The 13059-nt window shown below is 68.6% G+C and carries 11 protein-coding genes; 7 read left to right on the top strand and 4 right to left on the bottom strand.

Annotated elements, in window-relative coordinates:
- Window positions 1-10: 10 nt before the first annotated feature.
- Genes Q9K23_RS06760 through Q9K23_RS06745 form a run of 4 tightly spaced genes read left to right on the top strand, consistent with a single transcriptional unit; the run spans window position 11 to window position 2452 of the window.
- Window positions 11-901, top strand: a complete 891-nt coding sequence (locus tag Q9K23_RS06760; RefSeq protein ID WP_020794361.1) for a DNA-formamidopyrimidine glycosylase family protein — start codon at window positions 11-13, stop codon at window positions 899-901.
- On the top strand, window positions 898-1167 hold the full coding sequence (locus tag Q9K23_RS06755; RefSeq protein WP_261977824.1) for a hypothetical protein: 270 nt from the start codon (window positions 898-900) through the stop codon (window positions 1165-1167). The genes Q9K23_RS06760 and Q9K23_RS06755 overlap by 4 nt, the downstream gene beginning before the upstream one ends.
- 36 nt (window positions 1168-1203) lie before the next feature.
- Window positions 1204-1674 carry a hypothetical protein gene (locus tag Q9K23_RS06750; RefSeq protein ID WP_261977822.1) on the top strand — a complete coding sequence of 157 codons (471 nt, stop codon included), beginning with the start codon at window positions 1204-1206 and terminating at the stop codon, window positions 1672-1674.
- Between the two features lie 28 nt (window positions 1675-1702).
- Window positions 1703-2452, top strand: a complete 750-nt coding sequence (locus Q9K23_RS06745) for an SDR family oxidoreductase (RefSeq protein ID WP_082365815.1) — start codon at window positions 1703-1705, stop codon at window positions 2450-2452.
- Window positions 2453-2477: 25 nt separating this feature from the next.
- Here Q9K23_RS06745 and Q9K23_RS06740 read toward each other — a convergent pair whose 3' ends face one another.
- Entirely contained in the window at window positions 2478-3170 is a 693-nt protein-coding gene (locus Q9K23_RS06740) for a hypothetical protein (RefSeq protein WP_305950437.1), read from the bottom strand.
- Between the two features lie 18 nt (window positions 3171-3188).
- Between Q9K23_RS06740 and Q9K23_RS06735 the strand changes: the two genes are divergently transcribed.
- A complete protein-coding gene (locus Q9K23_RS06735) occupies window positions 3189-3722 on the top strand; it encodes a hypothetical protein (RefSeq protein WP_053776901.1) in 534 nt (177 codons plus the stop codon).
- A 10-nt stretch (window positions 3723-3732) separates the two neighbouring features.
- Here the strand turns inward: Q9K23_RS06735 and pgi are convergent, their stop codons facing one another.
- Together pgi and Q9K23_RS06725 are read right to left on the bottom strand one after the other, a co-directional pair.
- The gene (gene pgi / locus Q9K23_RS06730; RefSeq protein WP_053776927.1) at window positions 3733-5448 is read right to left on the bottom strand and encodes a glucose-6-phosphate isomerase; all 1716 of its coding nucleotides are present in this window, start codon (window positions 5446-5448) and stop codon (window positions 3733-3735) included.
- Window positions 5449-5537: 89 nt separating this feature from the next.
- Window positions 5538-5870: a chorismate mutase gene (locus Q9K23_RS06725; RefSeq protein ID WP_020792201.1), complete on the bottom strand. Its 333-nt coding sequence runs from the start codon at window positions 5868-5870 to the stop codon at window positions 5538-5540.
- A gap of 47 nt (window positions 5871-5917) precedes the next feature.
- On the opposite strand from Q9K23_RS06725, the gene Q9K23_RS06720 reads away from it, so the two are divergent.
- Window positions 5918-7855, top strand: a complete 1938-nt coding sequence (locus Q9K23_RS06720) for a hypothetical protein (protein ID WP_261977819.1) — start codon at window positions 5918-5920, stop codon at window positions 7853-7855.
- A gap of 19 nt (window positions 7856-7874) precedes the next feature.
- Here the strand turns inward: Q9K23_RS06720 and Q9K23_RS06715 are convergent, their stop codons facing one another.
- Window positions 7875-9464 carry a hypothetical protein gene (locus Q9K23_RS06715; RefSeq protein ID WP_053776900.1) on the bottom strand — a complete coding sequence of 530 codons (1590 nt, stop codon included), beginning with the start codon at window positions 9462-9464 and terminating at the stop codon, window positions 7875-7877.
- A 166-nt stretch (window positions 9465-9630) separates the two neighbouring features.
- Between Q9K23_RS06715 and Q9K23_RS06710 the strand changes: the two genes are divergently transcribed.
- Complete coding sequence (locus tag Q9K23_RS06710; RefSeq protein WP_053776899.1) at window positions 9631-12138, top strand: UvrD-helicase domain-containing protein; 2508 nt, start codon at window positions 9631-9633, stop codon at window positions 12136-12138.
- The last annotated feature ends 921 nt before the right edge of the window (window positions 12139-13059 follow it).

Here is a 13059-nt window from a genome sequence, read left to right as displayed (position 1 = left end):
CACTGGAGACATGCCGGAACTCCCCGAGGTCACCGCGATCGCGGATTTCGTCGACGGCCGTGCCGCCGGACTCCCGATCCGGCGCGTCGACGTCGCATCACTGTCGGTACTCAAGACCGCCGACCCGCCGTACACCGCCCTGGTCGAGCGCATCATCGAATCGGTGGGCCGCGTCGGGAAATACCTGATCATCCGGACCGTCCCGGGGCCGGAGCACCCCGGCGCCGACCCGGTGCTGTTCCTGGTCATCCACCTCTCCCGGGCCGGCTGGCTGCGCTGGGCCGAGGACCTCTCGCCCCGACCGCTGCGCCCCGGCGGCAAGAGCCCGATCGCGCTGCGGGTGCACTGCGGACTGCCGGGGGAGGGATTCGACGTCACCGAGGCCGGCACTCAGAAACGCCTCGCGGGCTGGATCGTCCGGGATCTCTCGGAGGTCGAACGCATCGCGACCCTGGGCCCCGACGTGCTGGCGCTGAGCCGCGACGAGTTCGCCGACATCCTCGCCGGCGCGGGCGGACGGATCAAGAACGTCCTCACCGATCAGCGAATCGTGGCCGGGGTCGGCAACGCCTACTCCGACGAGATCCTGCACGCCGCCGAGCTCTCCCCGTTCGCCACCGCCAAGACGCTCACCGCAGACCAGGTCGACACCCTCTACCAGGCCATCCACGATGTCTTCACCGACGCCATCGGACGTCTCGAGGGGCAGCAGGTGGCGAAGCTCAAGTCGGAGAAGCGAACCGGACTGAAGGTGCACGCCCGTACCGGTCTGCCGTGTCCGGTGTGCGGCGACACCATCCGCGAGGTGTCCTTCACCGACCGCTCCTTCCAGTACTGTCCGACCTGCCAGACCGGCGGCAAGGTGCTCGCCGATCGTCGGATGTCGCGGCTGCTCAAGTGAACTCGCCCGATCCGCTCGTGGCGATGCTGCGGTCGGCGGGATGTGTCTTCGCCGAGGACGAGGCGACGATCCTGCGGGACGCCGCCGGCGGCGATGCCGGACTGCTGCAACGGTTGTGTGCCCGCCGGATTCACGGGGAACCACTCGAGCACGTCGTCGGCTGGGTGGCCTTCGCCGGACGGCGGCTGTCCGTGGGGCCGGGGGTGTTCGTGCCGCGTCGGCGGTCGGAACTGCTGGCCGCGGTGACCCTCGGCGCGGCCGCATAGATCCGGGAACCGACTGTGCTGGAGGACTATTGCGGGGTGGCTCCGATCGCGGCGACCGTGGCCGCCCATCTGCCGGCCGCTCACGTGCATGCCACCGACATCGACGAGCACGCCCTGGTCCACGCGCGCCGCAACGTCGGCGACGATCGGGTGTATCGCGGGGACGGACTGGCCGGTGTGCCCACCGATCTGCGGGGTGCGATCACCGTACTCGCCGCCGTCCCGCCGTATGTGCCGGCCGGGGCGCTGGCGCTGCTGCCGCACGAGGCCGCCGAGCACGAACCCCGCCGGGCGCTGCTGGCCGGCGCCGACGGGCTCGACGAGGTGCGGCGGCTGATCGTCGACGCGCACGCCTGGCTCGCCCCCGGCGGGCATCTGGCGATCGAGATGAACACCACCCAGGCCGACGTCATCGCCGCCGAGGCGGGTGAGAACCACACCGTCGCCCGCTTCGCCGACGCCGACGGCCAGACCGCCGTCCTCCGTCTCACCTGCACCGGCGGGTGAGTGCCACCCGATCTGACCGTCGGGTAGGTTGGCTGCCGTGACCCGCGACAAGATCCTGATCACCGGCGCCAGCTCCGGACTCGGCGAGGGGATGGCCCGCGCCTTCGCCGCCCGAGGCCGCTCGCTGGGCCTGGCCGCCAGACGCGCCGACCGGCTCGAGGCCCTGGCCGAGGAGATCGGCCCGTCCGCCGCGGCGGTTGCCGTCGCCCCGCTCGACGTCACCGACGTCGACTCGGTGCCCGTGGTCTTCGGGCGGTTGCGCGACGAGCTCGGTGGACTCGACCGGGTGATCGTGAACGCCGGCCTCGGTAAGGGTGCGCCGATGGGCACCGGCAAGATGCACGCCAACCTCGAGACCGTGCAGACCAACCTGATCGGTGCGATCGCCCAGGTCGAGGCCGCGCTGGAGATCTTCCGGGCACAGGGCCACGGCCATCTGGTGCTGATCAGCTCGATGAGCGCGGTACGCGGACTGCCCAAGGCGCAGACCGCGTACTCGGCGTCGAAGGCCGGACTCACCGCGATCGGCCAGGGGCTGCAGGCCGAGTTCGCGAACTCGCCGATCACCGTGTCGATCGTGCTGCCGGGCTATATCGAGACCGACATCAACCGCGGGGTCAAGACCGCGATGATGACCGACACCGACACCGGGGTACAGGCCCTGGTCAAGGCCATCGAGGCGGAGAAGGCGTATGCGCCGGTCCCGGCGTGGCCGTGGGTGCCGATCGCCGCGGCCCTGCGCCTGCTGCCGTCGGCGATCACCCGCCGGATGATCTGAGGCGCGGCTCGCGGCCGGTGAGGGATCAGCCGGCCGGTGCCGGTGAGTTCGGCGTCGCCGAGGCGGACGAGACCGGCGTCGGGGTACCCCACACCACCGGATCGGATTTGAAGTCGTACGACGCGTCGCCGGTGGTGTCGGCCCAATAGATGACACTGCCGAGTTCCTGATCCGGATCGGCATAGGCCACCAGGCAGGTGGCATAGGACTCGCCGCGCTTCATCTTCTCCGGCGGCTCCGGGTTGGCGCAGGCGGTCAGCGGCACCGACGGCGGCAGCGTCAGCGCCGGGGTGCGCCCGTCGGTGCTTCCGGCGAAGCCGACCACCGTGGGGGCGACGGCGGGTTTGACGCTCAGCGCGGTGACGGTCAGATAGATGAAATACGCCTTGCCGCCCTGCGTGGCATCGTCCGGGACGCCCGTACCAGGAGAGATGCCGGTGACCGTGTACATCGCGGTGGCACCGGCCGGGGCGAAGGCATTGGCGGGCAGCACCGCGGTGGCACCGAAGTCCAGCGTCGCGCCGGGGGTGGTCCGGGCGGCGGCACCGGCGGGTACCGTCACCGACGCCGACGTCGGGAACGACGACGTGGCCGGCGCCGTCGAGGGCTCCGACGTGGAGCAGGCGGTCAGTGCGGTGGCCAGGGCGGCACCGGTCAGCAGTACACCACCGACCGGCCGCAGGGCTCGGGTACGACGCAACAACACAGGCGAGGTCACCTGCGTAAGGTAACCGATGTGGCGGGATTGCAGAGTCAAGTGGTCGGCGACGGGGCGTTTCAGATATTCGGTGGTGAGGACGCCGCGCGACTCGACGAACTGCTCGCCGACGTCTTCGGACGCGACGACATCGCGGTGCTGGCCGCCGACTGGCGCGGCATCGTCTACTTCACCCTCGCCGACGACGAGGAGGCCGACCCGGACACCGTGATCGGCTTCGACGCCTCGAGTGGCAGCTCCGGACCGCTGGCCACCGTCGACGAGGTGCTCGCCGCGGTCGGCGACGGTGACATCGCCGAGGCCGTCGATGCCGAGAGCTTCGCCGAATGGCGCGAGATGACCGGCGCCCCGCCCCTGACACTGGGCCAGTGCGTACCGCCGGTGATGCCGGAATTCCTCGGTGGCGACCCGGCCGAACGCGCGGCCGAGGCCGGAGACCTGATCGGCCACGTCGCGGCGTCGGCGACGCTGATGGGCCGGCTCGAGGAACTCGGTGTGGCACCCGGCGACGAGATCCCCGAGGAGATCTTCGACGCCGGGCGCTGGCAGTGAGCCGCCGGGTCTAGGCCTGTCGGCCACGCTGGGTGCGGTACCACCGCACCAGCTCGTCGGTCGACGAGTCTGATTGCGCCACAGGTGCTTGCGCATCGGTGATCACCCCGAGCAGTTCGATCGCCTGGGTCTTGCCGAGTTCCACACCCCACTGGTCGAACGGGTTGATCCCCCAGATCGCGCCCTCGACGAAGACCTGGTGCTCGTAGAGGGCGATCAGCTGTCCGATCACCGACGGGGTGAGTTCCGGTGCCAGAATCGACGTGGTCGGACGATTGCCGGGCATCACCTTGTGCGGCACCACATCCGGCGCGACACCCTCGGCGGCGATCTCCTCGGCGGTCTTGCCGAAGGCCAGCACCTTGGTCTGGGCGAAGTAGTTGCTCATCAGCAGATCGTGCATCGAGCCGGGCTCGCCGTCGGCCTCGCCGTGTGCCGACAGCACGGGGAGATCATCTGTGGGACGGGCGAATCCGATGAAGTCGGCGGGAACCATCCGGGTGCCCTGGTGCAGCAGCTGGTAGAACGCGTGCTGGCCGTTGGTGCCCGGCTCACCCCAGAACACCTCGCCGGTGTCGGTGGTGACCGGCCGGCCGGTGGCGGTGACCGACTTGCCGTTGGACTCCATCGTCAGCTGCTGCAGGTAGGCCGCGAAGCGTGCCATGTCATTGGAGTAGGGGAGCACCACCCGCGACTGGGCATCCCAGAAGTTGCTGTACCACAATCCGATCAGGCCCAGGATGACCGGCGCATTGGCCTCCAGGGGTGCGGTGCGGAAGTGCTCGTCGACGAGGTGGAAGCCCGCGAGGAACTCACCGAACCGTTCGCGGCCGACGGCCGCCATCACCGACAGCCCGATCGCCGAGTCCACCGAGTAGCGGCCGCCGACCCAGTCCCAGAAGCCGAACATGTTGGCCGTGTCGATCCCGAAGGCCGCGACGCGGTCGGCGTTGGTGCTCACGGCCACAAAGTGTTTCGCCACCGCATCGGTGCCGGCATCCAGGCCGGTGAGCAACCATGAGCGCGCCGCGGCGGCATTGGTCAGGGTCTCCAGCGTCCCGAAGGTCTTGGACGCGATGATGAACAGCGTCGTCTCCGGGTCGAGGTCGGCGAGCGTGGCCACCAGATCGGCGGGGTCGACATTGGAGACGAAGTGGCAGCGGATGGGGGTGTCTACGTAGTGACGCAGGGCCTGATAGACCATCACCGGACCGAGATCGGACCCGCCGATGCCGATGTTGACCACATCGGTGATCGATTTGCCGGTGTGGCCCTTCCATTCTCCGCTGCGCAGCCGATCGGTGAAGGCTCCCATCGCATCCAGGACCGCATGCACGTCGGTGACGATGTCCTGTCCGTCGACGACGAGTTCGGCGTCGGCCGGCAACCGCAGCGCGGTGTGCAGGACGGCGCGGTCTTCGGAGGTGTTGATGTGGGCGCCGGCGAACATCGCGTCGCGACGCTCCTCGAGTCCGGCCTCGCGGGCCAGCGCGAACAGCAGATCGAGGGTCTCGCGCAGCACCCGGTGTTTGGCGTAGTCGATGTGCAGATCACCCACGTCGACGGTGAGTTCGCGTCCGCGGGCGGGATCGGCGTCGAAGACCTCCCGCAGATGCAGGGAGTCGACCTGCGCCTGATGGGCGGTGAGCGCCTGCCAGGCCTCGGTTGCCGTGATGTCGGGGTTGTCGGTCGTGTTGCCGTCGGTACCGTCGAGGTCACTGGTCATGCTCACCACCCTATGTGGTGGTGAGACTCGTGGCGATACGACATTTGTGGCGCACGCCACACGATCCGGGGGCTGTGTGGGTGGCCGGGTCAGCGCCCGAGCGGGCCCCGGCCGAGCCGTAGCAGCAGCATCGCGAGGGTGTGTCCCTCCTGGCCGAGCTCGGCGAACCGGTCGAGCACCTTGACCTCACGGCTGTGCACCAGCCGCGGTCCGCCCGATGCCATGCGCGCGGCACCGATCTTCTTCGACACGGCCGATCGTCGCTTGACGGCGGCCAGGATCACCGCGTCGAGGCGGTCGATCTCGCCGCGCAGGACGTCGATGTCATCGCTGAGGGCCGACACGTCGGACTGCAGCTCGTAGTACGACAGATCGATCGAGTCCGCGAACGAGCCCGACGATCCGCTGGTGGGGTCTGTCACTCCGCCGATTTTGCCACGCGGCTTTCGGGCCGGGGACACTGGTGGCCATGCCCAGCCCGCGGACGGTGCCGTCCACACCCGATCATTGCGACCGACCATCGGCCTCGGAGACGGCATCGCCGTGGCGATTGGCCCTGGTCGCGCCGTCGGTGCCGGTCCTGGTGGCGATCGCGCTGATCGTGGCGCAACTGGTCATCCGCGGATGGCTGGCGGGCACCGGGAACTTCTACTGGGACGACCTGATCCTGATCGGCCGCGCGTCCACGCAGCCGATCCTGTCGTGGGAGTTCCTCGGGCACTCACACGACGGGCACTTCATGCCGGCCGCGTTCCTGGTGGCCGGTGTCTCCACCGTGCTCGCCCCGGTCACCTGGGCGTTGCCGGCGGCCACCCTGGTGGTGCTGCAGGCGATTGCGTCCCTGGCGGTGTGGCGGATGATCCGCACCGTCGTGCCGCCTGCGGCCGACGGGCCCACCTCCCGGCGTGATCTCGCCGCGCTGGGGGCGCTGGCGTTCTATCTGTTCACACCGATGACGGTGGCGGGTTTCGTGTGGTGGGCGGCCGGGCTGAACACGCTGCCGATGCAGGCGGCGATGGCCTGGATCGTCGCCGATGCGGTGATCCTGGTGCGCGGCGACGTCGACCCGCGGCGCGCCCGCCTGATCGTCATCCGGTCGGCCGTGGTCTTCGTGGTGGCGCTGGCGTTCTTCGAGAAGTCGCTGTTCATCCTGCCGGTGGCGTTCGCCGCCGCCGTGCTCGCCGCGCGGTTCTCCGATCGGCCGCCGCTGACCGTGGCCTTCGTCCGGGGCCGTCGGCTGTGGACGGTGCTCGGCATCGTCTTTGTCGCGTGGGCGCTGGCGTTCGTCTCGATCTCTGACGCCACCGCCGGCGAGCACTCGATCTCGCAGACCGCACATCTGGTGTGGCGGTCGATCGACAACGCCGTGGTGCCGTCGCTGGTCGGTGGTCCGTGGGACTGGCAACGATGGGTGCCGAGCCCGCCGATGGGTTTCGCGCCGGTCTGGATGATCGTGGCGGGCTGGGTGCTGGCGGCCGCCCTGGTGGTGGTGGCGGTGCGTCTGCGGACCGGTGCGATCGCGGTGCTGATCTGTGCGGCGCTCTACGTGGTGGTGGCGCAGATCCCGGTGATGTGGAACCGGTCGTCGGCCAACACCGCACTGGAACTCGCCCAGACCATGCGCTACCTGCCCGATTCCGCGTTGGTGCTGACCCTCGCCGCGGCGCTGATCATCGGTGCGCCCGCGCGCCGCGATGTGCCGGCCGCACCACGGCACGCGCGCGTCGACGACACCTCCGAGTCGCCGATGACGGCGCCGGCCGTGCCGGCCGGTCTGCTCGTCGGCGCGGTCCTGTTCGCGTCGTCGATGCTGTCGCTGGCGTCGTACCAGTCGTCGTGGACCGACGACCCCACCGGGCCGTATCTGGACAACGCCACGCGCGCGCTCGCGGCCAATCGCGATCACCGGATGTTCGATCAGCAACTGCCGCTGGAGGTGCTGCTGCCGGTGGCCTTCCCGGAGAACCAGATCAGCCACACCTTCGGTCGGGTCTCCGACCGCCCCGAGTTCGGGGGGTGGACCGATCGGCTCAACGTGCTCGACCCCGCGGGCAACCTCACCGCCGGCGCGGTCACCCCGCAACGGACGATCGTCGCGGGCCGGGGGACCTGCGCACGGCCCGAGCTGACCGGTCCCGCCGACCTGCGCCTCGACGGTCCGCTGCTGCGCTGGCGGTGGACCCTCGCGTTGACCTACTGCGCCAACCGGTCCGGCGAGGTCGAGTTCTCCCTCGACGGCGGGAGCCCGATCCGGGTGCCGGTCACCGCCGGACTGCACGCGGTCTATGTGCAGCTCGACGGTTCCGGGACCGCCGTCCACGTCCGGCCGATCACCGCCGGGCTCGCCCTGCACACCGGTGAGGGTCGTGTCGGTGAGGTGGTCGACGCCGCCCTGCTCGGCGGGTGAAGTCCGGTGGCCGGGCGCCTCAGCTCTCCTGTTCGGCCAGGTACACGGTGATCTTGTCGCCGAGGCCGGCCTGGATCACCATCGCCTTGAGGGCGTCGACCGTCTTCTGTTCGGGGCTGTAGTAGACGATCCGGCCGTCACCGGCGGCCGACGCCTGCTTGGTCATCTGGTCGCGCAGGGTGGCGGTGCCCGACCAGGACGGGTCGAAGGTGGTGCCGGTCACGTGGTCGGAATAGCCGGGGGCGAAGGCCACCAGATAGGCGCCACGGGGACCGTAGCCGTCGAACAGGTAGTCACCGCGCTTGATCACATAACTGCTCGGCAGGCCGGCGATGTAGAAGTTGTACCTCGCGGCGTCGGGCCGCTTGGTGCCGGTGCGCTGCATCGTGAACTGGCGTTGTGTGGCCTCCACGTTGGACTTCAGATAGTCGGCCAGGTCTTCGGTGCCGTAGTCCAGGAACGGCAGATAGGTCAGCTTCACGTTGGGGCGAATCGAGCCGCCGCCGGCACCGAGGTTGGTCGCGACACACCGGGTGCTGCCGGTGCGGCCGAAGTCGACGCGGACCACCGGCGTACACGTCCCGCCGACCGCACCGGCCGGCTGCGAGTTGACGGCGAAGTTGATCGTGAGGCCGTAGTTGACGTGCCCGGGAACGGCGTCGTCGTTGTTCTGCGGGGTGCCCGACACGGTGAAGTCGTAGCCGCACGCGACGTTGGTGCAGTCGCCGGTCTGCTTCCAGTCGAGGATGCCGAGCCGGGCGTTGGGCAGGTTCTCCAGCAGCATGCCGGGGGCCGGGACCGAGCCGAGCTGGGTGGTCAGCCCGCGCTGGCCGTCGAACACGGAGTTGAGCTGGTCCACCGGCAGCGGGGTGACGTCGGTGTCGAGCTGATAGGTGGTCCGGCCACTGGGGGTGGCGTACTCGCCCTTGATGTGGGTGATCGCCTTGGTCGACGGGTCGAAGGTGATCTCCCACTTGCCTGCGCGCACCTTGTTCTCGGCGAGTGTCTCGATCGGCGGGTCGGAGGTCGGCCAGAAGCGGGCGTCGGGGGTGTTGGCGTTCGGTGCGGCCAGCTCGGCGCCGAGGGTCGGCGGCGACACGAGGTCGGCGTTGCCGATGCGACCGGCCATGATCTGCGGGGACAGGATCGAGCCCAGCGACGGCATGGCCCACTCGGCGCTGGCCCACACATTGTCGAACGGGGCGAGGTCGACATCCTTCAGGGTGTCGGCCGACAGCAGTTTCTGCCAGAAGGCGGTCGGCCCCTTCGCGAAGCCGTAGTTGCCGATCTGGGTGTAGTCGGCGCGCTGGCCGTCGACGGTGACCTGGCCCGACGCATTGTTGGACAGGGTGACCGTCAGGTCGCTGAGCTGGTAGGTCTCGGTGGAGCTGCCGTACTTCTGGACGAGGGTCCCGTTGTAGCGGGCGCCGGGGCTGCTGCCGTACTGGAAGGCCACCTGGTCGAGACTGGACTGCGCGCGGAACGCCGGTGTCGCCTCTGCGGCTCCCGACGCACTCCACGGGATGAACGACAGCACCAGGGCGACGATCACCGCCACGGCGCCGATTGCGGACAACAGCAGGGCAAAAACCTTCGTCGAGTTCGTCATGGCTCGTTTCCTCGGTGGTCGCTGCACGGCGGCTGATCAACACTAAACACGACATCGCCCGCGCGGGACACCTTTGCCGACGCGAACGAATGACGCGTCGGATCGTTCCACAGCGGGTTCCGGCGCGTCCGGGGCTGTCGGGGTCCCGGGGTAGCCTGAGATACCGATGACCAGTTCTGTTCACCCCGCTTCCCGCCGCCCGGCCCAGTCTGTGTCGGCGCGTCCCGTCGATGCCGCCGGGAGTCCCGCCGACGACCGTGTCGCCCGTCTGCTCGACGGGCTCAACCCGCAGCAGCGTGAGGCGGTGGTGCATTCGGGTCCGCCGCTGCTGATCGTGGCCGGTGCCGGATCGGGTAAGACCTCTGTGCTCACCCGGCGGATCGCCTATCTGCTCGCCGCCCGGGATGTGACGCCGGGACAGATCCTGGCGATCACCTTCACCAACAAGGCCGCCGCCGAGATGCGCGAGCGTGTCATCTCGCTGGTCGGTCCGCGCGCATCGTTCATGTGGGTGTCGACCTTCCACTCGACCTGTGTGCGCATCCTGCGCGCCCAGTCGGCGCTGCTGGCACCGATGAACTCCAACTTCTCCATCTACGACTCCGACGACTCCAAGCGTCTGCTCGGGATGGTGATCGGCGATCTGCAGCTCGACCCCAAGAAGTTCGCGCCTCGCGGGGTGGCGGTGAGCATCTCGAATCTGAAGAACGAACTGATCGACCCCGATCAGGCACTCACCGATGCCGGTGACGAGCCCACCGCGCGCACGATCGCCCAGATCTACGGCGAGTACCAGCGGCGGCTGCGGGCGGGCAATGCCTTCGACTTCGACGACCTGATCGGCGAGACCGTCGCCCTGCTGCAACGTCACCCCGAGGTGGCCGAGTACTACCGGCGTCGGTTCCGTCACGTCATGGTCGACGAGTACCAGGACACCAACCACGCGCAGTACGTGCTGATCCGTGAGCTCGTCGGTCTCGATGCCGGTGCCACCGCTGCGGCGGTGCCGCCGTCGGAGCTGTGCGTGGTGGGTGACGCCGACCAGTCGATCTATGCGTTCCGTGGTGCCACGATCCGCAACATCGAAGAGTTCGAGCGCGACTTCACCAACGCGGAAACCATTCTGCTGGAACAGAACTACCGCTCGACGCAGACCATCCTGTCGGCGGCGAACGCGGTGATCGCGCAGAACCCGAACCGGCGCGAGAAGCGTCTGTGGACCGATTCCGGTGACGGCGAGCTGATCGTCGGGTTCGTCGCCGAGTCCGATCGCGACGAGTCGATGTTCGTGGCCACCGAGATCGAACGGCTCACCGACCACACCATCGGCGGCGCCCAGAGCAACACCTACGGCGACGTCGCCGTGTTCTACCGCACCAACACCGGGTCACGTGCGCTGGAGGAGGTGTTCGTCCGGCACGGCATCCCCTACAAGGTGGTCGGCGGGACCAAGTTCTACGAACGCAAGGAGGTCCGCGACATCGTCGCGTACCTGCGTGTGGTGGCCAACCCGGACGATTCGGTGAGTCTGCGTCGCATCCTGAACACCCCCCGACGTGGTATCGGCGATCGTGCCGAGGCCTGTGTGGCCGTCCATTCGGAGAACCGGGGGATCTCGTTCTACCAGGCGCTGGTGGAGGGTGCGGCCGGTCAGGTGGCGCTCCTGAACACCCGCGCGGTCAAGCAGATCGGCGGATTCGTCGACCTGATCGAGGGATTGCGCACCGACTTCCTGGTGACCTTCGCGGCGGAGGGTGAGGCCGAGTCCGACACCGCCGTGATCGATGCGACCGAGGAGGCCGCCGACATCGGTGAACTCGTCGACGCGATCGTCGACCGCAGCGGGTACCGCGCCGAGCTCGAGGGTTCGAGTGACCCGCAGGACGGTGCCCGCCTGGACAACCTCAACGAGTTGATCTCGGTGGCACGGGAATTCAGTCTCGAGGCCGCCGAGGCGGCAGCCGAGCTCGACGAGGAAGAGCAGCAGATGCGCGAGGGGGAGCCCGAGCCGGGTTCGCTCGCGGCCTTCCTCGAGAAGGTGGCCCTCGTCGCCGACGCCGACCAGCTGCCCGACGAGGGCGAGGGTGTGGTCACGTTGATGACGCTGCACACCGCCAAGGGCCTGGAGTTCCCGGTGGTCTTCGTGACCGGTTGGGAGGACGGGCATTTCCCGCACATGCGTGCCCTCGGCGATCCGAACGAACTGAGCGAGGAGCGGCGACTCGCCTATGTCGGCATCACCCGCGCCAAGCAGCGGCTGTACCTGACCCGTGCGCTCACCCGTGCATCCTGGGGTCAGCCGGTGTCGAATCCGGAATCCCGTTTCCTGCAGGAGATCCCGCAGCACCTGATCGAATGGCGTCAGACCGAGCGCCGTCGGTCGGGCCGTGGCCACGGTTCCTCCGGCGGGGTGTTCGGCCGCGGTGACTCAGCGCGCAGCGATTCCGGTCGGGGACTCGGCCGGGCGTCGTACTCCTCCGATCCCAACCGTGGGCGCAACAAACAGGTGAACTACGAGATCGGTGAGCGGATGAACCATCCGAAGTACGGTCTGGGCAAGGCCGTCGCCAAGGAGGGTAACGGTCCCACCGAGCGCGTCACCTTCGACTTCGGTGGCGGCGTCGGCCGTATGACGTTCATGACCCTGGGTGGTCTGCCAGGGGAGAAGCTGTAGCGCGATCCACCCGGGTTGGCCATCGGTCAGCCGACTCGGAAGTGGTTGCGGACAAGTGTGTGTCACGGTAGCCCGACTTAAAACATAAGCGGTGCACGGTGGTTGAGCCGGGACCGAGCGGAGCGAGGACCCGTGTCGAAACCTCGGTCAGTCGACGTTGGATGTGGTTGCGGACATGTGTGTGTTACGGGGTTTCGACGGTCGGTCGGCCTCGCTGCGCGAGGACGTCCTGCTCAACCATCGAGGGGGGTGCGGTGCACGGTGGTTGAGCCGGCCATCGGTCGGCCGACGTCGGAAGTGGTTGCGGACAAAAAGGGATCTCGCGGTATCCCGGCTCAAAACGTGAGCGGTGCACGGTGGTTGAGCCGGGACCGAGCGGAGCGAGGACCCGTGTCGAAACCTCGGTCAGCCGATGTCGGGTGTGGTTGCGGACATGTGTGTGTTACGGGGTTTCGACGGCCGGTCGGCCTCGCTGGGCGAGGACGTCCTGCTCAACCATCGAGAGGGGTTGGGGTGCAAGGTGGTTGAGCCGGCATTGGTCGGCTGACGTCGGATGTGGTTGCGGACAAGTGTGTGTCACGGGGTTTCGACGGCCGGTCGGCCTCGCTGGGCGAGGACGTCCTGCTCAACCATCGAGGGGGGTGCGGTGCACGGTGGTTGAGCCGGCCATCGGTCAGCCGACGTCGGAAGTGGTAGCGGACAAGAGGATCTCGCGGTATCCCGGCTCAAAACGTGAGCGGTGCACGGTGGTTGAGCCGGGACCGAGCGGAGCGAGGACCCGTGTCGAAACCTCTGTAAGCCGACTTCGGATGTGGTTGCGGACATGTGTGTGTTACGGGGTTTCGACGGCCGGTCGGCCTCGCTGGGCGAGGACGTCCTGCTCAACCATCGAGAGGGGTTGGGGCGCACGGTGGTCGAGCC

This window comes from Gordonia sp. NB41Y (assembly GCF_030718915.1).
Lineage (GTDB): Bacteria > Actinomycetota > Actinomycetes > Mycobacteriales > Mycobacteriaceae > Gordonia > Gordonia desulfuricans.
The sequence above is the reverse complement of the archived record's forward strand: the minus strand, read 5'-3'. Positions and strand labels throughout refer to the sequence as shown.

Excerpts from the sequence above, each read along its gene's own strand:
- Q9K23_RS06760 (WP_020794361.1), top strand. The coding sequence starts at position 11 with ATGCCGGAACTCCCCGAGGTCACCGCGATCGCGGATTTCGTCGACGGC.
- pgi (WP_053776927.1), bottom strand. The coding sequence starts at position 5,448 with ATGACCAGTGACCTCGACGGTACCGACGGCAACACGACCGACAACCCC.
- Q9K23_RS06720 (WP_261977819.1), top strand. The coding sequence starts at position 5,918 with ATGCCCAGCCCGCGGACGGTGCCGTCCACACCCGATCATTGCGACCGA.
- Q9K23_RS06715 (WP_053776900.1), bottom strand. The coding sequence starts at position 9,464 with ATGACGAACTCGACGAAGGTTTTTGCCCTGCTGTTGTCCGCAATCGGC.
- Q9K23_RS06710 (WP_053776899.1), top strand. The coding sequence starts at position 9,631 with ATGACCAGTTCTGTTCACCCCGCTTCCCGCCGCCCGGCCCAGTCTGTG.